This window comes from Staphylococcus sp. AtHG25 (genome assembly GCF_003217445.1).
Classification (GTDB): Bacteria; Bacillota; Bacilli; order Staphylococcales; family Staphylococcaceae; genus Staphylococcus; species Staphylococcus haemolyticus.
The window spans coordinates 1-22055 of the sequence record NZ_QJSN01000013.1 but is presented as its reverse complement, the minus strand read 5'-3'; the positions used below and the strand labels follow the sequence as shown (position 1 = coordinate 22055).

Here is a 22055-nt window from a genome sequence, read left to right as displayed (position 1 = left end):
GATGAAGAAAAAAACACAAATGATTCATGGTGGACATACAACAGATGACTTTACAGGTGCAGTTACGACACCTATTTACCAAACAAGTACGTATTTACAAGACGAGATTGGTGACTTAAGACAAGGATACGAGTACTCCCGTACAGCTAACCCAACACGTACAGCGATTGAAAGTGTTATTGCTAATTTAGAAAATGGTAAACACGGTTTTGCTTTTGGTTCAGGTATGGCGGCTATCAGTGCGGTCATCATGTTGTTAGATAAAGGTGATCATCTTATTTTAAATTCTGATGTGTATGGTGGAACTTATCGTGCATTAACTAAAGTATTTACACGTTATGGCATCGATGTTGATTTCGTAGATACAACTCATATTGAAAATGTCAAAGACTATATTAAACCAGAAACTAAAATGTTATATGTAGAAACACCATCAAATCCATTATTACGTGTAACAGATATTAAACGTACAGCAGAAATTGCAAAAGAAAATAATTTAATTTCAGTAGTAGATAATACATTTATGACACCTTACTATCAAAATCCATTAGATTTCGGTATTGATATTGTATTACATTCAGCTACTAAATATATTGGTGGTCATAGTGATGTTGTAGCTGGTTTGGTTGCAACTGCAGATGACGAGTTAGGAGAACGTTTAGCCTTTATTTCAAATTCAACAGGTGGTGTTCTTGGACCACAAGATAGTTATTTATTAGTTCGTGGTATTAAAACATTAGGATTACGTATGGAACAAATTAATCGTAATGTTAAAGCTATTGTTGAAATGTTACAAAATCATCCATCAGTTCAACAAGTATTCCATCCAAGTATTAAAGACCATTTAAACCATGATATTCATGCCGCTCAAGCAAGTGGTCATACAGGCGTGGTTGCTTTTGAAGTAAAAGATACTGAAGCAGCAAAACAACTTATTCGTGAAACAAACTACTTCACATTAGCTGAAAGTTTAGGTGCAGTTGAAAGTTTAATTTCAGTACCTGCTTTAATGACACATGCATCTATCCCTGCTGATGTCCGTGCTAAAGAAGGTATCACTGATGGACTCGTACGTTTATCAATCGGTATTGAAGATACAGATGATTTAGTTGAAGACTTAAAACAAGCTATTGATACTTTGAACTAAATCAAATGAGTTAAGACAAAATAATATTTTAATTCTACATTATAGTTAGAATCAACCATATAGGGGTGGGACAATCAATTTTGTTCCACCCTCTTAATTTTAAATAAAAGTTAAATCTCAATAGTTGAGAATGTGTTATACACTTATGAAAAGTAAATTATATTTCTATGCATATTATTTAAAATTCAAAAGTAGTGTACAAAAAATTCATAGATATGTAATCAAATTGAAATGGAATATCATGTCGAATTGTATTAATTTAGTATAAGTACACTACTTGAACGGATAAAAGAAAGAAGTATGTAATAAAGATTTAATACAGATAAGTGTCTAGTACAAATAGAATTAAGTGGTAAGTAACCCAATGAACAAGCATAAGATTAAGGAGGCGCTTTGTATGAATAAAAAAATTCTAGCAACAGCAGTATTAGGGACAGGAGCACTTAGTACATTATTTGCTCATCAAGCTGAAGCATCAACAACGCACACAGTTCGAAGTGGTGAATCTTTATGGTCTATTTCACACCATTATGGTATCACTGTATCTAAATTAAAATCATTAAATGGCTTATCATCAAATCTTATTTTTCCAAACCAAGTATTAAAAGTTTCAGGATCTTCTAATTATTCAAGTCGTTCAAATTACGGTAATTCAAGTAGTACATATACTGTTAGAGCAGGGGATAGTTTATCATCTATCGCTAGTCGATATGGTACAACATATCGTCATATTATGAATTTAAATGGATTAAATAGCTTTTTAATTTTCCCTGGTCAACAATTAAAAGTATCTGGGTATGTAAGTTCAAATTCACACTCAAGTTATAATTCAAATAGTGGTGGTTCATCAAGTACTTATACAGTACGTTATGGGGATTCACTATCATCTATTGCTAGCCGATATGGTACAACATATCAACATATTATGAGATTAAATGGATTAAATAATTTCTTTATTTATCCTGGTCAAAAATTAAGAATTAGTGGTTCAGCTTCTTCAAACACTTACTCAACGCGTACAGCACAATCAACGTATTATTCATCACCAGTATTTAATCATAGAAATTTATATGATTGGGGACAATGTACATGGCATGTGTTTAATCGTCGTGCTGCTATTGGAAAAGGTATTAGTACTTATTGGTGGAATGCTAATAACTGGGATAATGCTGCAGCTAGAGATGGGTATCGTATTGATGGTAACCCAACAGTAGGTTCAATTGCACAATCGGATGCCGGTTATTATGGTCATGTAGCATTTGTAGAACGTGTTAATAGCAATGGTAGTATTTTAGTTTCAGAAATGAACTTTAGTGCGAGTCCAGGTATTTTAACATATCGTACAATCCCTGCTTATCAAGTAAGCAATTATAAATTTATTCATTAATTTATCAAAAAAAGCTAATCAAAAGGAAGTATACTTTACTTCTTTTGATTAGCTTTTTTATCTTATTGGAAATTATAGTCTTCTTTAACTTTTCTAAAGCTTGAAGCTAAACGTGTAACATTAATAATGAATGATACGAATGACGTTAGCTTACGGAATTTGTAAGGAGATTTCATTGATACTACGAAATCTAAGAGTGTGCCTACAGTGCTTAGGCCTAAAGATAAATAAACTAGATTTTTATTTTTCGCGTCGAATTTAATACCGTTATAACCATCTACGATAAAGCCGGCTGTACTAACTAAATTTGAAACGCGCGTTAATTTTGATTTTTTTGCCATGAATAATACCCTCCGAAATATCTAAATGTCATCAAATAATCATTTAGTATATTATTATATGTTAACATCATACTAAAATAACATATATTTTTGAAGTACAAAACATTTCGTTAAAAAGGTGTGATTATATGATAAAGTGTGTTTGTTTAGTGGAGGAAACAGAGAACCAAATCTTATTAGTACAAGTAAGAAATAGAGAGAAGTATTATTTCCCGGGTGGTAAAATTGATGAAGGTGAAACGCAATTAGAAGCGATACAAAGGGAAGTAAAAGAGGAACTACAATTAGAGTTTCCACAAGAGGATTTCACATATATTGGAACGGTCATAGGCGATGCATACCCGCAAACGAACATGCTAACAGAACTAAATGGATTTAAACTTCAACAAGAAATTGACTGGAATAACGTTGAAATTGACAATGAAATTACTGATATACGTTGGTTCGATAAATCTGAAACAATGTTAATAGCACCCGCTGTTATAAAGTGGATTGAAACATTTTCAGAGAGAAAGTAGGGGCATAATGGAAATTCGACCATATTCAATTCAAGATTACCCGTTATTAGATGTATTTGAAATATTACCAGAAGATAGAAAATTCACTCGGACACCTATCCATAATATTGATTTAGCTAAAGGAGACGACGAGCGTCACCCGACTCTTGTTATGAGGGATAATCAATGTGTAGGATTCTTTACTTTACATGAAGGTCGGGGTGTTAAACCATATAGTGACAATAATAAAGCTATATTTTTCCGTTCATTTAGTGTGGATGCACGATATCGTGGTCAAGGTCTTGGAAAAGCAGTGATTCAACAACTACCAAGCTATATAAAGTCAACATTTCCTTACATTAATGAAATAATATTAACTGTGAATACTGACAACGACAAAGCCATCGGATTATATAAACAAGCCCAATATTCTATTACTGGAGATGCAATTTTAGAAGGGCGACCAGTTTACGTTATGAATTTTAAAATATAGATGCTTATAAATAAACAAGCCAGTGAATGAATTTATCAAGACTCATTTACTGGCTATTTTTGAGAGAACTGTGTCCCGCCTATTATATTTTTATAAGTTAATTTTTAAAATTTTGATTCGTAGATTGCGAAGAAATTTCAGAATGCTTTTGATTAAATTTAGGGTGTTTAATTAATAAAGCTGTAATCCATGCCGTAATCGGGATACTAATCGCTACGGCAATTCCACCTAGTAAGATAGAAATAAATTCTTGAGCAAATATTTTTGAGTTAATGATATGTCCTAAAGAATAATGTAATTGGAAAAACCAAAAGAATAATGTCAATTGACCACCAAAATAAGCTAAATATATCGTATTGGCAGAAGTTGCTAGAATTTCTCTACCTACACGCATGCCTGATTGGAACAATGCCTTACGTGAAAGGGTGGGGTTGGTTTCATTAAGTTCATACATTGGTGAACTTATAGTTATGGTTAAGTCGATGACCGCTGCAATTACTGCCAAAATGACTGTAAATACTGAGAATTGAACCATATCAATACCGATATTCATTGAAAAAATATATGTTTCGTCTTGTTGTTCTGTTGTAAAGCCTTGTAAGTGACCGATGCTTATTGATAGATAAATACCAACTATTAAGAGAATGGTAGTAATTATTGTAGCAATAAAAGCTGCTTTGGTCTTAATGTTATAACTATTTAAAATAAATAAGTTACATGCGGCAATGACAATGCAAAAAACTAGTGAAACTAGGTATATAGGTGTTCCAAATAAGATGAACACAATACTAATTAGCAGGATAATAAAATTTAAGAATAATGTTAAGTATGAGATTAAGCCTTTTTTACCGCCAAAAATGAGCATTAAAATTAATAAAATTAGTGCTAGTAGGACGACTGCATTCATCTTGTCACACCCTTCCATTTCATCCACATAACCATCAAACTAATTGTAATTGGAATCGTTAGAACGATACCAATACCACCAGTTAAAGCACGAGCAATTTCTAAAGACCAGTTCATCGAAATCGTATACGTAAATGTGTTAGCATTTTTTAAATAGATTAAGAACATCGGTAGACTTCCAGATAAGTAAGAAAAAAGTAAAATGTTCGTCATTGTACCCATGATATCTTGTCCTATATTACGACCTGCTAAAGCCCAACGTGATAAAGAAATGTTAGGCGTACGTTGTAATATTTCATACATACCGCTTGATATTGTAATAGCAACATCCATCACTGCACCTAATGATCCTATAAGTACAGAAGCTAAAAATATATCTTTAGGTGGCAGCGTTAAAAAACTCATTGTTTCATATTTAATACCAGCACCATTGGTTAACTGAATAATAATTTGAGTGATACCAATACATAAAAATGTACCTAATAAAGTACCGACTGTTGTAATCCAAGTGCGCATGTGCCAACCAGTGACGAGCAATAACGTGACAATGGTGGAGAAAATGATCGCCACACTCATCAAATTGAATAGATTAGTAGATGGATGTTTATCATGAATTGCAATAGCTATCAAGATAGCACCAGTGTTAAAGATGAGTGACAGAATAGATTGTAAGCCTACATTACGTCCTACTAGTAAGAGAGACATAATGAATATACCTGCGATTGCTACAGTTAAGTTATCGCGTTTTTTCTCTAAGATAGTTGCATCTTTAGGACTATTTTGAATATGCATTAGCACCTTGTTATTTTTGCTAAAGTGCTCAGAATCTGCTTGAGATTTAACATATGTATTGTCTATCGTAGTTGATTCGCCTTTAAATTTTCCATTTAATATCTTTATTGTTAAATGCTGTTTGTATTTAAAATCTGTATTATGTTGCTCATCAACAACCTTTTGAGCGTTACTTTTTTCTACATGAGTAACTTTACCGATAGGTGTATTGTAGAAACTAGCATTGAAAAACGTAAAGATAAAAGCACCGATAATAAGTACACCAATTAGAACTATGATGCGATTCATCACGCGATGACTAGAATTGTTGCGTTTTTGTGCATTCATTAATTTAACCCTCATTTATAAATCAAATTCTATTCTTAATTAAGTCAGAGTGATTATACGCTCGTCAGCATTATTATTCAAATAGTATCCATTTAATTATCGAATACCTCTTTATAACATTAGTGGTATGTAGATACTTTGCTTAAAAGTTGATGTATTAAATTCGATAAATTAAGTATATCAACTTTTTTATTAACCTTTTTAAAGACGGCGCAAAATGATCGCTTTAATTCTGTATGGCCTAACGAAATATCACATAATTCATCTTTATCATTTTCTAAAGATAAATAATCTGGCAAGATAACATAACCACGTTGATGTTTAAGTAAATAATTCGCTAAAGATTTAGAACCAACTATATTAACTGGCAGCTTTAAAGTGTGCTGTAAACGACTTTCAATTGTCGATGCCAAAGGTTTTAAAGTGAATAGTTGTGTTTTGGCAAATTGTGTTAGCGGAGGATTAATCGATAAAGCAATGACGTCATCTTTAGGTACATAAATATGATATGTTTCCTCAAATAATGGTTTCAATGATAAATTAGTATTCTTCTGAAGTTCGGCGTTAATTTCAACTAGGCCAATATCTATTTTGCCAGTATAAAGTGCCTCGGAAATATCAGATGATGACATAATATGAGGAACGATGATGCTATCATATTGTCGTTCAAATGCTTGAATAATCGCAGTAATCATTTGAGAAATATAGCTTTCCTCAAAACCAATATTCAGAACACGTGCATTTTTATGATTTGTTTGTTGAAATAACGCTACCGTTTCATCTAATTGCTCTAAAATTTGCGTAGCTTGATTGAGTAAAGCTTTACCATGTGAGGTTAAATGAATATTTCTCCCTTGTCTATTGAATAACGTTACTTGCAATTCCTGTTCTAATAATGTAATTTGCCGACTTATTGCAGATTGGGCTATGTTCAACTCAAGTGATGCTTCAGAGATGTGTTCTCTACGTGCTACTTCTACAAAATATTTTAATTGTTTAATTTCCATATACATGCCCCTTCCAACTTTTCAAATTTACCTATTAGTATTAATTGTTCTAATTATTAGAATAAAGTCATCTAATTAATATATTGTTCAGATAAATATTTTACATTATATTAAATATTATTAACAGTAAATTTTCTGAAAATTCTCAAAAGGAGTGGGCATCATGTTTGATGAAAGATTAAAAAGAGGATTATACGATTACCGTGAGGAACATGATGCATGCGGTATTGGGTTTTACGCAAACATGAATAATTTAAGGTCACATGATATCATCGAAAAATCACTTGAAATGTTGCGTCGTCTTGATCATCGTGGTGGTGTTGGCGCAGATGGTATAACAGGTGATGGTGCCGGTATTATGACCGAAATACCATTTCAATTTTTTAAAGCTCATGTCAATTTAGACTTACCTAACGAGGGAGATTATGCGATAGGTCTTTTTTTCTCTAATAAAAAGATTCAAGGTACGAAACATGAAACGCAATTCAATGACTACTTTCAAAGTGAAGGTTTAAAGGTAATTGGCTATCGTGATGTGCCTGTCGATGTTAATGCAGTGGCACCTCATGTTGCGTCTACGATGCCACACATTCAACAAGTGTTTATTGATATTAGATCTATTGAAACACCGGTTAAACCATTGTATATAGCGAGAAAGCAAATAGAGCAATATGCAGAACGACAAGATTTAGGACTTTATTTCACAAGTTTATCGCATAAGACAATTGTTTATAAAGGTTGGTTACGCTCAGATCAAATTAAGAAACTATATCTAGATTTAAATCACGAAGACTATCAATCTAAACTAGGACTTGTTCATTCAAGGTTTAGTACAAATACGTTCCCGAGTTGGAAGCGTGCGCACCCAAACCGATTATTGATGCACAATGGTGAAATTAATACGATTAAAGGTAATGTGAATTGGATGAGAGCACGACAAAGACAATTAATTCAAACATTATTTGGCGAAGAACATACTAAAATACAAAACATTGTTGATGAAGATGGTAGTGATTCAGCGATTGTAGATAATGCGTTAGAATTTTTATCATTAGCGATGGAACCCGAAGAAGCAGCGATGTTGCTTATACCTGAACCGTGGTTATACAACAAAGAAAATGATGCCAATGTTCGTGCGTTCTATGAGTTTTATAGCTATTTAATGGAACCATGGGATGGACCAACGATGATTTCATTCTGTAATGGAGATAAAATTGGTGCATTAACTGACCGAAATGGATTACGACCAGGTCGTTACACAATTACAAAAGATAATTTTATTGTTTTTTCATCTGAAGTGGGTGTAGTAGATGTACATGAAGACAATGTTGCTTATAAAGGACAGCTCAATCCTGGGAAGTTATTACTTGTAGACTTTGAGTCTCATAAAGTGGTTGAAAATAATGAATTAAAAGTTCGAATTGCCAATCAATATCCTTACAAAGAATGGTTGGAAAGCCACAAAGTGGACCTAAACTTAGAAGCCCAAACGTATCATCAACCTTTATTAAACAATGAGAAATTATTTAAGTTGCAGCGTCAATTTGGATATACGAAAGAAGATATCTATAAATATATGTCTGAATTAGTGATAGGTAAGAAAGATCCAATTGGTGCTATGGGTTACGATGCGCCACTTGCGGTATTAAATGAAAGACCAGAGTCCCTATTTAATTACTTTAAACAATTATTTGCACAGGTAACTAACCCACCTATTGATGCTTATCGCGAAAAGATAGTAACAAGTGAGTTATCTTATTTAGGTGGAGAAGGTAATTTGTTCCATCCTGATGAAACAGTATTAGACCGTATTCAACTGGCAAAACCCGTCCTAACTTTAACGCAATTAGATAAGATTAAACAGAGTAAGTTTAACGTGAAACACTTATCTACACTATATCAAGATAACCTTAAAGAGGCATTGGAAAGACTGGGTGAAGCGGCGATACAAGCTACTCGAGATGGTCATACTATATTAGTTCTTGATGATAGTGAACTTATTGATAATGATGATGAAAGTAAAGTGAAAGAACAACGCTACGCTATGCCAATGCTATTAGCTATAAGTCATATTCATCAGTTATTAATCAGAGAAGGTCTACGTATGGATACTAGCTTAGTGGCACTATCTGGAGAAACGCGTGAAGTTCATCATGTAGCATGCTTATTAGGCTATGGTGCAAATGCTGTTATTCCATATCTAGCTCAGCATACTATTGCACATTTAACTGAAACACATCGTTTAGAAGGCGCCGTTTCCGACAACGTTGAAACTTATACACGTGTGCTATCAGAGGGTGTTATTAAAGTAATGGCGAAGATGGGTATCTCTACTGTTCAAAGTTATCAAGGGGCTCAAATCTTTGAAGCGGTTGGTCTATCTCAAGAAGTGATTGATGACTATTTCACTGGAACACAGTCTAAGTTATCAGGGCTAAGCATTCAACAAATTGATACTGAAAATAAAATGCGTCAACAAAGACATAATGAGTACCTAGATTCAGGAAGTATCTTCCAATGGCGACAACAAGGTCAACATCATGTGTTTAATCCTACAACAATTCATTTGTTACAACATGCATGTCGTGAGAATGATTATACACAGTTTAAAACTTTTTCTAATGCTGTACATGATCAGAGAAATGATCATCTACGTGATTTATTAGAATTTAAAGCACAGCAGCCGATTCATATTAGTGAGGTTGAATCAGTAGAGACCATTGTTAAACGTTTTAATACGGGGGCAATGAGCTATGGTTCTATTTCTGAAGAAGCGCATCAAACATTAGCACAAGCTATGAATAAACTAGGTGGTAAAAGTAATAGTGGTGAAGGTGGAGAAAATCCTAAACGCTATGAAATCCAAGAAGACGGTAGTGTGTTATCAAGTGCTATTAAGCAAGTCGCTTCTGGCCGTTTTGGTGTGACTAGTAATTATTTGCAACATGCAAAAGAGTTACAAATTAAAGTTGCTCAAGGTGCTAAGCCAGGAGAAGGAGGACAGTTACCGGGCACAAAAGTATATCCTTGGATTGCTGAGACACGAGGTTCAACGCCAGGTATAGGATTGATTTCACCTCCACCACATCACGATATTTACTCAATTGAAGACTTAGGACAATTAATTCATGACTTAAAGAATGCAAACAGAAGCGCTGATGTAGCAGTTAAATTAGTTTCGAAAACAGGTATCGGAACCATTGCATCGGGTGTCGCTAAAGCATTTGCAGATAAAATCGTCGTGAGTGGATATGATGGTGGTACAGGTGCATCTCCTAAGACGAGTATTCAACACGCCGGTTTACCTTGGGAACTTGGTTTAGCTGAAACGCATCAAACATTGAAATTAAATCATTTACGTAGTCGTGTTCGTTTAGAAACAGATGGTAAGTTGATGACAGGTAGAGATGTTGCATTAGCATGTGCACTAGGTGCCGAAGAATTTGGATTCGCGACTGCACCATTAGTTGTTTTAGGGTGCATCATGATGCGCGTTTGTCATAATGATACATGTCCAGTAGGTATCGCGACTCAGAACAAAGATTTAAGAGCGTTGTTTAGAGGTAAGGCTGACCACGTTGTTAACTTTATGCATTTTATTGCTGAAGAGTTAAGAGAGGTCTTAGCATCGTTAGGACTACGAACAGTTGAAGAATTGGTTGGACGTACCGACTTGTTACAACGCTCAAGTCGAATTGATGAACAATCAAAAGCAGCAACACTAGACATTGATAAGTTATTGGATTCAGTTGATGGCCCTAACTCAAAAGAAATTAATCAAAATCATCATTTAGATATAGGTTTCGATTTAAATTATCTATATAAAGATGCTAAACAAAGTATTGAGGATAGAAAATTATTTAAAGGGAATTATGTGATTAATAATGAACAACGAGATGTAGGTGTTATCACAGGAAGTTACATTACTCAGTGTCACGGTATTAAAGGGTTACCAGAGGGGACAATTGTAGCTAAAACACATGGTCATGCTGGACAAAGCTTAGCGGCATTCGCACCATCAGGATTGTTAGTCCAACATACAGGTGATGCAAATGATTACGCTGGTAAAGGGTTATCTGGTGGTACTGTTGTGATTAAGGCACCAAATAAACAACGCGAACGTGAAATTATTGCTGGGAATGTATGTTTCTATGGTGCTTCAAAAGGTAAAGCCTTTATTAATGGTAGTGCTGGCGAACGTTTTTGTATTAGAAACAGTGGTGTTGATGTAGTAGTAGAAGGTATCGGTGATCATGGTTTGGAATATATGACTGGAGGACATGTAGTCAATTTAGGAGATGTAGGTAAGAACTTCGGTCAAGGTATGAGCGGAGGCGTTTGTTACGTATTTCCAAATAATCTCGAATTATTCAAACGTAAAAACCAATTACCAACCCTAGCTTTTGAGAGAGTGACACACAAAGAGGAGAAAGCGTTACTTAAAACAATGTTAGAGGAACATTATCGTTATACCCAAAGTACAAAAGCAGCGGCAATTTTAAATGATTTTGAACATGTGGCAGACAAAGTTATTAAAGTGATTCCAAAAGATTATGAACTAATGATGCAAAAAATTGAATTACAAAGTCGTCGTTTACCACAACTTGATGATGCTAAACTGGCAGCATTCTATGATGAACGTACGACAATTGAACAAGAATTACAGCCAGCAGTTATTTACTAAAGAAAGGAGAGGTCTGTTATGGGTGAGTTTAAAGGATTTATGAAATATGAAAAGCAATCATTATCTGAACTGTCTTTAGTTGAACGCCTAAAACATCATGATGCGTTTCAACAACGTTTTTCACGTGATGAGGCGTCTGTTCAAGGCGCGCGATGTATGGATTGTGGGACACCATTCTGTCAAACAGGTCTTCCTTTCGGTAGAGAAACCATTGGTTGCCCTATTGGTAATTATATTCCTGAGTGGAATGATTTGGTTTATCGTCAGGATTTCAAAGCTGCATATCAACGTTTAAGTGAAACAAATAATTTTCCTGAATTTACAGGACGTGTTTGTCCTGCACCTTGCGAACAATCTTGTGTTATGAAGATTAATCGTGAATCAGTCGCAATTAAAGGAATAGAACGTACAATTATTGATGAAGCATATGATAACGGTTGGGTTAAACCTAAATATCCTAAGCAAAGGTTAGAACAATCTGTAGCGATTGTTGGGAGTGGTCCTGCAGGCCTCTCTGCAGCTGAAGAGCTCAATTACATGGGTTATCAAGTGACGGTGTTTGAAAGAGCCGCAGAAGCGGGTGGTTTATTAATGTATGGAATTCCCAATATGAAATTAGATAAGGATGTTGTGCGTCGCCGTATTACACTGATGACAGAAGCAGGTATTACATTTAAAACGAATACCAACATTGGTGTGGATATCTCACGCGAAGAACTAGAACAGACATATGACGCTATTATCTTATGTACAGGAGCTCAAAAAGCACGTGACTTGCCATTAGAAGGACGTATGGGTCAAGGTATTCACTTTGCTATGGATTATTTAACCGAGCAGACTCAATTACTAAATGGTGAAATTGACGAACCAACTATTACGGCTAAAGGAAAAAATGTAATCATCATCGGTGCTGGTGATACTGGCGCGGATTGTGTTGCTACTGCCTTACGTGAAAATTGTAAGTCAATTGTGCAATTTAACAAATATACGAAAGCACCTGAAGAAATTGCGTTTGAAAGTAATACGTCGTGGCCACTTGCATTACCTGTTTTCAAAATGGATTATGCTCATAAAGAATATGAAGCACGTTTCGGTAGAGAGCCTCGCGCTTATGGTGTTCAAACTATGCGATATGATGTTGATCATATTGGTAATGTGCGTGGTGTATATACACAAATCTTAGAGGAAACACCAGAAGGAATGGTTGTCGTAGATGGTACTGAAAGACATTGGCCAGCAGATCTTGTTCTTTTATCGATAGGCTTCGAAGGTACCGAACCTACAGTACCCAAATCTTTTGATATTGCTACACAACAAAATAAAATCATCGCCAACGATAAAGATTATCGCACTAATAAAGAAAAAATATTTGCCGCTGGGGATGCGAGAAGAGGTCAAAGTCTTGTAGTTTGGGCGATTAAAGAAGGACGTGCTGTTGCTCAATCTGTCGATAAATTCTTGAAACAAAAGGTATTCGTGTAAGTTACTTTGAAAATAAGATAGTAGTGAAAATAAAATGGATATTTTTACACTTTAAACTTAAAAGTAATTGACTTCCGATGAACCGTGGTATATGATATTTATTGTGTTCATTGGAGGAATACCCAAGTCCGGCTGAAGGGATCGGTCTTGAAAACCGACAGGGCCTTAACGGGCCGCGGGGGTTCGAATCCCTCTTCCTCCGCCATTATAATTAAAATCCAAGACTAATAAATATAAAAAAGACAAGTACTCAATTTATAACATATTGAGTACTTGTCTTTTTTATTGCCTCCGAAGTCAGTGATAAATTTAATGCACAAATTAGCACACAATAATGAAAACCTTTACAAAACTTGTCTAGACAAGTTATACTTGAGTTATTATAAACAAGGGAGTGAAGGGTGTGGCTGTAAAAAGAAAAGACGTGCAAGACATCGTTAAAGCAATTGGTGGGAAAGAAAATATTGACACTGCAACACATTGTGTTACTCGATTGCGTTTAGTTTTAAAAGATGACAATAAAGTCGACAAAGATGCACTAGACGACAACGCACTTGTCAAAGGCCAATTTAAAGCGGATAACCAATACCAAATTGTTATTGGGCCTGGTACTGTAGACGAAGTATATAAGCAATTTATTCAAGAAACGGGTGTAGAAGAATCGTCAAAAGATGATGCAAAAGCTGCTGCATCGAAGAAAGGTAATCCGTTACAACGACTTATAAAATTATTGGGAGATATTTTTATACCGATTTTACCGGCATTAGTTACAGCGGGTCTTTTAATGGGGATTAATAATTTACTTACCATGAAAGACTTATTTGGTCCTAAACCACTTGTGGAACAGTTTCCACAGTTAGGTGATATATCAAATATTATTAACGTAATTGCAAGTACAGCATTTATCTTCTTACCAGCTTTAATTGGTTGGAGTAGTATGAAAGTGTTTGGTGGCAGTCCTATTTTGGGGTTGGTACTAGGGCTTATTTTGATGCATCCACAATTTGTTTCACAATACGATATTGCTAAAGGACATATTCCGACATGGAATCTTTTTGGTTTAGAAATTAAGCAATTAAATTATCAAGGTCAAGTGTTGCCTGTTTTAATTGCGGCCTATGTCTTATCACTCATTGAAAAAGCATTAAATAAAGTTGTTCATGATTCTATTAAAATGTTGGTTGTTGGACCAGTAGCGCTACTCGTAACAGGTTTCTTAGCATTTATTATTATTGGTCCGATTGCACTTGCAGTAGGTACAGGTATAACTGGAGCAGTACAATTTGTTTTTGAGCACGCTGGTTGGTTAGGCGGTGCACTTTATGGTTTCTTCTATGCACCACTTGTTATTACAGGATTACACCATATGTTCTTAGCAGTAGATTTCCAATTAATGGGTAGTAAACTAGGTGGTACATATTTATGGCCTATCGTTGCGATTTCTAATATTTGCCAAGGTTCGGCTGCTTTTGGAGCATGGTTTATTTATAAACGACGTAAAATGATAAAAGAAGAAGGTTTAGCATTAACTTCAGGTGTATCATCATTTTTAGGTGTTACAGAGCCTGCAATGTTTGGTGTAAACTTACCGTTAAAAGTACCTTTCTTCGCTGCTATTTGTACATCAAGCGTTTTAGGTGCCATTATTGGCGCTAATAAGGTGTTAGGCAGTGTTGGTGTAGGTGGTGTTCCAGCATTCATATCAATCCACAGTGAATTTTGGTTCATTTATATACCAGTCACATTACTTGCTATGGTGATACCAGCTATTTTGACAATCATCTTTGCAAGATTTACAACAATTAAAGCTAAAAAAATGGTGGCAACGCCAGACGAAACTGTAGCGAAATAATTAATACAAATGAAGACGTTCAAATTTCACATGTTAAGTGTTTGAGCGTCTTTAATGCATATAAAACTATAATTAAATGGAAGGTGACTATCTATGGCACATAAAGATTGGAAGAAATCGGTAGTTTATCAAATTTATCCTAAATCATTTAACGACACTACAGGTAATGGTGAGGGTGATATAAATGGCATTATTGAGAAGTTGGACTATATTCAATATTTAGGCGTCGATTATATTTGGCTAACTCCTGTTTATGAATCCCCAATGAATGATAATGGGTACGATATTAGTAATTATTTAAAAATAAATGAACGTTTTGGTACATTGGAAGATTTTGAAACTTTAATAAGCGAAGCGCATAAGCGTGATTTGAAAGTCATGTTAGATATAGTTATTAATCATACGTCTACAGAACATCGATGGTTTAAAGAAGCGATTAGTTCTAAAGATAACCCTTATCGTGATTATTATTACTTCAAGCCTTCTCAAGATGGCCCTCCAACTAATTGGGAATCTAAGTTTGGTGGGAATGCTTGGCAATATGATGAGAAGACGGATGAATATTATTTACATTTATTTGATGTTACACAAGCAGATTTAAATTGGGATAATGAAAAGGTTAGACAATCTTTATATGAGGTTGTTAATCATTGGATTCAATTTGGTGTAGATGGTTTCCGCTTTGATGTAATTAATCTTATTTCAAAAGGTGAATTTAAAGATTCACCACAAATTGGTAAAGAATTTTATACTGACGGTCCACGTGTACATGAATATCTCCATGAACTTAATCGTCATACATTTGGTGATAAAGATATGATGACGGTAGGAGAAATGTCCTCTACAACAATTGATAACTGTATCAATTATACAAGACCAGATCGACAAGAGTTAAGTAGTGTCTTTAATTTCCATCATTTAAAAGTAGATTATGTCGATGGAGAAAAATGGTCGAACGCTAAATTAGACTTTTTAAAATTAAAAGAAATTTTGATGGATTGGCAAATTGGAATATTTGAAGGTGGAGGATGGAATGCGATTTTCTGGTGTAATCATGATCAGCCACGCGTTGTTTCTCGTTTTGGCGATGATTCTACAGAAGAGAATCGTCAAGCAAGTGCTAAAATGTTGGCAATCGCATTACACATGTTGCAAGGAACACCTTATATCTATCAAGGTGAAGAAATTGGCATGACAGATCCACACTTTTATTCTATTCAACAATATCGCGATGTTGAGTCGCGTAATGCTTACGATAATCTAGTGCAACAAGGTATTGATGAAAGTGAAGTTCTAACAATTTTAGGTCAAAAATCACGTGACAATTCTAGAACACCTATTCAATGGACATCGGAGAAACAAGCAGGTTTCACTTCAGGTACGCCATGGATTGATATTCCTAACAATACAGAACACATTAATGTAGAAGCGGCAATCGAAGATACTACCTCTGTACTACACACGTATCGCGAACTTATCAAATTACGTCATGAACACGATATCATCACGTATGGTGATATCGAGCCGATGTATATGGAACATCCACAGTTATTCATTTATCGTCGAAATTATGACAACCAAACGTGGCTAGTCGTTGCTAACTTTTCAAAAGAAACAATAAAATTACCTGAAGACCTTAATAGTGAGGGGACGACGATAATTCAAAGCGGTACAATAGAAAATGGTGAAATATCTCCATTTGGTGCAGTAGTGATTAATGTTCAATAAAAAGTAAATAGGTTGATGTAATGGAGAAACAAATGGCAACACAAAAATTCATAACAATATATGAACAACTTAAACAACGAATACATGAGGGCGAATACACATACGGACAACAACTACCTTCAGAACATGAATTATTAACGCTGTATGGAGCGTCACGTGAGACTGTTAGAAAAGCATTGGATTTATTAGCAAATGATGGCATGATTCAAAAAATTAGGGGTAAGGGGTCCATTGTAATAGATCAAGGTATCACGGAGTTTCCGTTCTCAGAATTGATTAGCTTCAAAGAAGTGCAAGAGGAACTTGGTCTCAAGCATGAAACGGAAGTGCTCATTAACGAATTGGTTAAAGCAAACTCAGTTCCTCATGTTAAAAAGCAATTGAATATTAGTAATGATGATGTACTAATCCATGTAGTACGCACGAGAAATGTCAATCAAAAGGTCAAAATTTTGGATGAAGATTACTTTTTAACTTCAATAGTATCCGATATTTCGAATTCAGTGGCAAAAGATTCTATATATCATTACTTAGAAACGCAATTAGGATTAGATATCAGTTATTCAAGTAAGTCGATTACCTTTGAGCCTTTTACTGAAAGAGAATATGATGTTTTTGGGAAAATACAACCGCCATATACCGCAACAGTGAGAAGTGTCGTTTATTTAAATAATACGATGCCATTCCAATACAATGTGTCGAAGCATTTAGCGACAGAGTTTAAATTCCAAGAATTTTCAAGACGACACAAATTATAAGATGAAATTGTACTGGTTTCGATTCATTGAATTACTAATTGAAACTTTACGCTTGCAATCTGAAGAAAGTTTATAGTATTATAAAACTTACCGTGCTAGGTGGGGAGGTAGCGGTTCCCTGTACTCGAAATCCGCTTTATGCGAGACTTAATTCCTTTGTTGAGGGTGTGTTTTTGTGAAGTCTGCCCGAAGCACGTAGTGTTTGAAGATTTCGGTCCTATGCAATATGAACCCATGAATCATGTCAGGTCCTGACGGAAGCAGCATTAAGTGGATCCTCATATGTGCCGTAGGGTAGCCGAGATTTAGCTGTCGACTTCGGTAACGTTTGTGATACACACTCGATTCGAAGGTGCACGGTTTTTTAATGTTTTAAAGTAACCGAGACAAATAAAATTTTAAATATAAATTTAAGTGAGGAGTAGGACAGGAATTTTTATGAATTCATTGTCCTGCCCTGGCAAGATTGACTAAAATTAAAAATGCTTGTTATAAGTGTAGTTTTAATTCAGTCAACTACTGCCAGTATATAATTGTAGCCTGAGACATTGATTTTGTCCCAGGCTCGTTTTTTGTATAGAATATGTATGAATGAGTATAAAATGAGAAAGTGGTTTGTTCGAATATAAAATGGGGATCGCTCGGACTAATCAAAAGGGTGTCATTATGCGACTGTTCTTAAGTACATTAACTGAAATGGATTATATTGAAACATTAAATAAGATTGAATCAAGTTACGATGACAAAGGTCAAAGTGTTGGTCAAAAGCAAAGAGAACTCATTTCAAGACTACGCAGAGCATTAAACTATAATTATGAACTTGAAGTGATTGCAAAAAATGAAGCTGGCGATATTATAGGGCACATCATGCTCAGTGAAATTAACCTAAAGGCGGATGATCAACGGTACAAAGCTTTGGAATTAGCTTCTCTTATAGTAGATAAACCATACCGTAATGAGGGATTAGGTAAAGCTTTAGTTCAAGCTGTTGAAGAACGTGCTAAATCTCAACATTATACGACTATTGTTGTGGGATGTTGCCCGGCATATTTCGAAGAAGTAGGTTATGAACCGGCGGACAAACATAATATTTTTTCAAAAGAAACCAATCCATCCGCTTTGCGTGTAAAATTCTTATGGGATCAACTGGATGAATACCCCCATGGCATTGTGCAAGATGCTGATATGACTTAATAAATTCATTGAAACTTAGATGATAATGCGTGGTATAATGTAGAGTAATTGTTAACGGAGGTGCGGATGTGAATTATCAAGCTTTGTATCGAATGTTTAGACCCCAAAGTTTCCAAGATGTTGTGGGTCAAGAACATGTAACTAAGACGTTACGTAACGCCATTTCCAAAAGTAAACAGTCTCATGCCTATATCTTTAGTGGACCTCGTGGGACTGGTAAAACTAGTATTGCTAAAGTATTTGCTAAAGCGATAAACTGTTTAAATCCTCAAGACGGTGAACCATGTAATGAATGTGCGATATGTAAAGGCATTACACAAGGTACGAATGGTGATGTTATCGAAATTGATGCTGCGAGTAATAATGGTGTAGATGAGATTCGAAATATTAGAGATAAAGTGAAGTATGCACCTAGTGAGTCGAAATATAAAGTGTATATTATTGACGAGGTACATATGCTAACAACTGGGGCTTTTAATGCGTTATTAAAGACGCTTGAAGAACCACCAGCACATGCCATATTTATCCTTGCTACAACTGAACCACACAAAATCCCGCCTACAATTATTTCGCGTGCACAACGTTTTGACTTTAAAGCGATTGGTACTGAACAAATTACTGATCGTTTACGCTTTGTCGCTGAAGAACAACAGTTAGATTATGATAATGAAGCACTTGAGTTTATTGCGAAAGCATCTGAAGGTGGAATGCGAGATGCATTAAGTATCATGGACCAAGCTATCGCATTTGGTGATGAGCACCTTACGCTACAAGACGCATTAGACGTAACAGGTAGTGTAGATGAAGCGGCTTTAAATGAATTATTTAAAGATGTCGTTGATGGTAATGTTAAAAATGCATTTACACGCTATCATCAATTTATTTCTGAAGGAAAAGAAGTTAACCGTCTTATAAATGACATGATTTATTTTGTTCGCGATACAATTATGAATAAAACTGTAAATAATCACGCTGAATTTGATGCGTTAATGAATTTTGATTTAGACATGCTCTATCATATGATTGATATTATTAATGATACATTAGTTTCAATACGATTTAGTGTGAATCAAAATGTTCACTTTGAAGTGCTATTAGTGAAAATTGCTGAAATGGTGAAATCACAACCTGATACCGTTACTAATGTAGCAACGACTCAAGTTGCATCACAACCTAACAACGAAGTGTTATTGCAACGTATGGAACAATTAGAAAATGAACTGAAAACACTTAAAGCACAAGGTATTGCTCAAGCAAGTTCTAAACAACAATCATCACAAACAAACACACGTGGTAAACGTCAGAATAAAGGCACATTTTCAATGACAAATATTGCTAAGGTATTAGATGAAGCAAATAAAGAAGATATTCAATTATTGAAGAAACATTGGCTAGAAGTAGTAGATTATGCGAAAAAGAATGATAAAAAATCATTAGTAAGTTTATTACAAAACTCAATTCCTGTAGCTGCTAGTGAAAAACGAGTATTAATTCAATTTGATGAAGAAATTCACTGTGAAATTGTGAATAGAGATGATGAGAAAAGAACTAGCATTGAAAATGTAGTAAGAAATATCATCAATAAGAATGTTGAAGTAGTTGGGGTCCCTTCAGATCAATGGATGAGAGTGCGAACAGAATATATTAATAGTAGAAAACAGTATGATAAAGAAGAACATCAAACGCCATCTGATGATAGAGAAGAGCAACAAGACACTGATGTAGCACAGAAAGCACGTGATTTATTTGGAGAAGAAACAGTTCATTTAATAGACGAAGAATAGAATTTATTTTATGAATAGAATGAACTTACTTTAGTTAGTGAATTGTCGAAATGAGTCATGAAACAGAGATACATGACAATAAATATAAACGTATGTATAATAAAATATAAATTAAAAGATAATGTCGATACATTCAAGGAGGAAATGATATTATGCGCGGTGGCGGAAATATGCAACAAATGATGAAACAAATGCAAAAAATGCAAAAGAAAATGGCTCAAGAACAAGAAAAATTAAAAGAAGAACGCATTGTAGGTACAGCTGGTGGTGGCATGGTAGCAGTTACAGTTACTGGTCATAAAGAAGTTGTAGATGTTGAAATTAAAGAAGAAGCAGTAGATCCAGATGATATTGAAATGCTACAGGATTTAGTTTTAGCAGCAACAAATGAAGCGATGAACAAAGCTGACGAATTAACTCAAGAACGTTTAGGTAAGCATACACAAGGCTTAAACATTCCGGGAATGTAATTATAGATGCATTATCCAGAACCGATATCTAAATTAATAGATAGTTTCATGAAACTGCCAGGCATTGGTCCCAAGACGGCTCAACGTCTGGCATTTCATACTTTAGATATGAAAGAAGACGATGTAGTCCAATTTGCTAAAGCATTGGTAGATGTTAAACGTGAGCTTACCTATTGTAGTGTATGTGGACATATAACTGAAAACGACCCTTGCTATATTTGCGAAGATAAGCAACGTGACCGTTCAGTTATATGTGTGGTCGAAGATGATAAAGATGTTATTGCAATGGAGAAGATGAGAGAATACAAAGGTCTCTATCATGTATTGCATGGATCTATCTCCCCGATGGATGGCATTGGGCCTGAAGATATTAATATCCCAACTTTAATAGATAGATTAAAAGATGAAGAGGTTAAAGAATTAATATTGGCAATGAATCCTAATTTAGAAGGTGAATCAACAGCAATGTATATATCTAGATTAGTGAAACCTATTGGAATTAAAGTAACTAGATTAGCTCAAGGACTTTCAGTAGGTGGAGATTTAGAATATGCAGATGAAGTTACTTTATCTAAAGCCATAGCTGGAAGAACAGAAATGTAAAATAGGATCGCTATTTACAAATTGTCAGTAAATATAGCTATTAAAGTTATATTTCGATTTGTAATAGCGATTTTTTAATTTATCTTAAAAAAATCGTAAATTTTTTAAAGTTTGTTATTTGAGTGAATAAAATGTTGGATATAGGGTATTACATTCCAATTTCTTCTCAAAGACGAACAAAAATTTATTTAAATCTATATTTAGTTCGCTTATTAAGGTTTTATATAGATTTTTAATTATTGTTAGTGTAATTTTTACCATTGTTAAAACGACTGAAAGCCTGTATAGTATATATTTGTTGAGCGAAACAAATCAACGAACATTAAAATACTTCAAAAATTAATAAAAAGTTGTTGACTTTAAAGTTTATAACGAGTATAATTAATTCTTGTGGTAATAAAAATGAACATTGAAAACTGAATGACAATATGTCAACGTTAATTCCAAAAACAGTAACTTAAATGTTACAAACACTATTTAGTATTATGAGCTAATCAAACATCATAAATTTTTATGGAGAGTTTGATCCTGGCTCAGGATGAACGCTGGCGGCGTGCCTAATACATGCAAGTCGAGCGAACAGATAAGGAGCTTGATCCTTTG

Annotated in this window: 17 protein-coding genes, 1 tRNA gene, 1 rRNA gene and 1 other RNA gene; 16 read left to right on the top strand and 4 right to left on the bottom strand. The window is 34.6% G+C overall.

Going from position 1 to position 22055, the window contains the following annotated elements:
- Position 1: 1 nt before the first annotated feature.
- Positions 2-1147 (top strand): bifunctional cystathionine gamma-lyase/homocysteine desulfhydrase, encoded by a 1146-nt coding sequence (locus tag BDW31_RS09665; protein WP_037552590.1) that lies wholly within the window; start codon positions 2-4, stop codon positions 1145-1147.
- Between the two features lie 397 nt (positions 1148-1544).
- Complete coding sequence (locus BDW31_RS09660; protein ID WP_053025618.1) at positions 1545-2534, top strand: LysM peptidoglycan-binding domain-containing protein; 990 nt, start codon at positions 1545-1547, stop codon at positions 2532-2534.
- A gap of 62 nt (positions 2535-2596) precedes the next feature.
- Here the strand turns inward: BDW31_RS09660 and BDW31_RS09655 are convergent, their stop codons facing one another.
- The gene (locus tag BDW31_RS09655; RefSeq protein ID WP_011276795.1) at positions 2597-2875 is read right to left on the bottom strand and encodes a hypothetical protein; all 279 of its coding nucleotides are present in this window, start codon (positions 2873-2875) and stop codon (positions 2597-2599) included.
- A gap of 128 nt (positions 2876-3003) precedes the next feature.
- Here BDW31_RS09655 and BDW31_RS09650 point away from each other — a divergent pair, with 128 nt between their 5' ends.
- Together BDW31_RS09650 and BDW31_RS09645 are read left to right on the top strand one after the other, a co-directional pair.
- Positions 3004-3393 carry an NUDIX hydrolase gene (locus BDW31_RS09650; RefSeq protein WP_037552586.1) on the top strand — a complete coding sequence of 130 codons (390 nt, stop codon included), beginning with the start codon at positions 3004-3006 and terminating at the stop codon, positions 3391-3393.
- A gap of 7 nt (positions 3394-3400) precedes the next feature.
- Entirely contained in the window at positions 3401-3865 is a 465-nt protein-coding gene (locus BDW31_RS09645; RefSeq protein WP_037552585.1) for a GNAT family N-acetyltransferase, read from the top strand.
- A 97-nt stretch (positions 3866-3962) separates the two neighbouring features.
- On the opposite strand, the gene BDW31_RS09640 is transcribed toward BDW31_RS09645, so the two are convergent.
- From BDW31_RS09640 to gltC, 3 genes are all read right to left on the bottom strand, one after another.
- Positions 3963-4772, bottom strand: a complete 810-nt coding sequence (locus BDW31_RS09640; protein ID WP_053025617.1) for a YibE/F family protein — start codon at positions 4770-4772, stop codon at positions 3963-3965.
- A complete protein-coding gene (locus BDW31_RS09635) occupies positions 4769-5851 on the bottom strand; it encodes a YibE/F family protein (RefSeq protein ID WP_037552594.1) in 1083 nt (360 codons plus the stop codon). The genes BDW31_RS09640 and BDW31_RS09635 overlap by 4 nt, the downstream gene beginning before the upstream one ends.
- Before the next feature lie 158 nt (positions 5852-6009).
- On the bottom strand, positions 6010-6897 hold the full coding sequence (gene gltC, locus BDW31_RS09630) for a glutamate biosynthesis transcriptional regulator GltC (protein WP_053025616.1): 888 nt from the start codon (positions 6895-6897) through the stop codon (positions 6010-6012).
- A 163-nt stretch (positions 6898-7060) separates the two neighbouring features.
- Between gltC and gltB the strand changes: the two genes are divergently transcribed.
- From gltB to BDW31_RS09570, 12 genes are all read left to right on the top strand, one after another.
- Positions 7061-11581: a glutamate synthase large subunit gene (gltB, locus tag BDW31_RS09625; RefSeq protein WP_110709606.1), complete on the top strand. Its 4521-nt coding sequence runs from the start codon at positions 7061-7063 to the stop codon at positions 11579-11581.
- 18 nt (positions 11582-11599) lie between these two features.
- On the top strand, positions 11600-13063 hold the full coding sequence (locus BDW31_RS09620) for a glutamate synthase subunit beta (protein WP_053025615.1): 1464 nt from the start codon (positions 11600-11602) through the stop codon (positions 13061-13063).
- A gap of 112 nt (positions 13064-13175) precedes the next feature.
- A tRNA-Ser gene (locus tag BDW31_RS09615) sits at positions 13176-13268 on the top strand.
- A gap of 198 nt (positions 13269-13466) precedes the next feature.
- Entirely contained in the window at positions 13467-14915 is a 1449-nt protein-coding gene (treP, locus tag BDW31_RS09610) for a PTS system trehalose-specific EIIBC component (RefSeq protein ID WP_053025614.1), read from the top strand.
- Between the two features lie 93 nt (positions 14916-15008).
- Complete coding sequence (gene treC / locus BDW31_RS09605; RefSeq protein ID WP_053025607.1) at positions 15009-16643, top strand: alpha,alpha-phosphotrehalase; 1635 nt, start codon at positions 15009-15011, stop codon at positions 16641-16643.
- Positions 16644-16675: 32 nt separating this feature from the next.
- Positions 16676-17401, top strand: a complete 726-nt coding sequence (treR, locus tag BDW31_RS09600; protein ID WP_037552567.1) for a trehalose operon repressor — start codon at positions 16676-16678, stop codon at positions 17399-17401.
- 90 nt (positions 17402-17491) lie between these two features.
- Positions 17492-17761, top strand: an RNA gene (ffs, locus tag BDW31_RS09595) — signal recognition particle sRNA large type.
- A 306-nt stretch (positions 17762-18067) separates the two neighbouring features.
- Positions 18068-18595: a GNAT family N-acetyltransferase gene (locus BDW31_RS09590; RefSeq protein WP_053025604.1), complete on the top strand. Its 528-nt coding sequence runs from the start codon at positions 18068-18070 to the stop codon at positions 18593-18595.
- Between the two features lie 68 nt (positions 18596-18663).
- Positions 18664-20379, top strand: a complete 1716-nt coding sequence (dnaX, locus tag BDW31_RS09585; RefSeq protein ID WP_053025601.1) for a DNA polymerase III subunit gamma/tau — start codon at positions 18664-18666, stop codon at positions 20377-20379.
- A 152-nt stretch (positions 20380-20531) separates the two neighbouring features.
- Entirely contained in the window at positions 20532-20849 is a 318-nt protein-coding gene (locus tag BDW31_RS09580) for a YbaB/EbfC family nucleoid-associated protein (RefSeq protein WP_001213992.1), read from the top strand.
- A 6-nt stretch (positions 20850-20855) separates the two neighbouring features.
- The gene (gene recR, locus BDW31_RS09575; protein WP_011276782.1) at positions 20856-21452 is read left to right on the top strand and encodes a recombination mediator RecR; all 597 of its coding nucleotides are present in this window, start codon (positions 20856-20858) and stop codon (positions 21450-21452) included.
- 510 nt (positions 21453-21962) lie between these two features.
- Positions 21963-22055, top strand: a 16S ribosomal RNA gene (locus BDW31_RS09570); the annotation flags it as partial.

Bases quoted from the DNA above. Each gene is read 5' to 3' on its own strand.
- BDW31_RS09665 (WP_037552590.1), top strand. From the start codon at position 2: ATGAAGAAAAAAACACAAATGATTCATGGTGGACATACAACAGATGAC.
- BDW31_RS09660 (WP_053025618.1), top strand. From the start codon at position 1,545: ATGAATAAAAAAATTCTAGCAACAGCAGTATTAGGGACAGGAGCACTT.
- BDW31_RS09655 (WP_011276795.1), bottom strand. From the start codon at position 2,875: ATGGCAAAAAAATCAAAATTAACGCGCGTTTCAAATTTAGTTAGTACA.
- BDW31_RS09650 (WP_037552586.1), top strand. From the start codon at position 3,004: ATGATAAAGTGTGTTTGTTTAGTGGAGGAAACAGAGAACCAAATCTTA.
- BDW31_RS09645 (WP_037552585.1), top strand. From the start codon at position 3,401: ATGGAAATTCGACCATATTCAATTCAAGATTACCCGTTATTAGATGTA.
- BDW31_RS09640 (WP_053025617.1), bottom strand. From the start codon at position 4,772: ATGAATGCAGTCGTCCTACTAGCACTAATTTTATTAATTTTAATGCTC.
- BDW31_RS09635 (WP_037552594.1), bottom strand. From the start codon at position 5,851: ATGAATCGCATCATAGTTCTAATTGGTGTACTTATTATCGGTGCTTTT.
- gltC (WP_053025616.1), bottom strand. From the start codon at position 6,897: ATGGAAATTAAACAATTAAAATATTTTGTAGAAGTAGCACGTAGAGAA.
- gltB (WP_110709606.1), top strand. From the start codon at position 7,061: ATGTTTGATGAAAGATTAAAAAGAGGATTATACGATTACCGTGAGGAA.
- BDW31_RS09620 (WP_053025615.1), top strand. From the start codon at position 11,600: ATGGGTGAGTTTAAAGGATTTATGAAATATGAAAAGCAATCATTATCT.
- treC (WP_053025607.1), top strand. From the start codon at position 15,009: ATGGCACATAAAGATTGGAAGAAATCGGTAGTTTATCAAATTTATCCT.
- treR (WP_037552567.1), top strand. From the start codon at position 16,676: ATGGCAACACAAAAATTCATAACAATATATGAACAACTTAAACAACGA.
- BDW31_RS09590 (WP_053025604.1), top strand. From the start codon at position 18,068: ATGCGACTGTTCTTAAGTACATTAACTGAAATGGATTATATTGAAACA.
- BDW31_RS09580 (WP_001213992.1), top strand. From the start codon at position 20,532: ATGCGCGGTGGCGGAAATATGCAACAAATGATGAAACAAATGCAAAAA.
- recR (WP_011276782.1), top strand. From the start codon at position 20,856: ATGCATTATCCAGAACCGATATCTAAATTAATAGATAGTTTCATGAAA.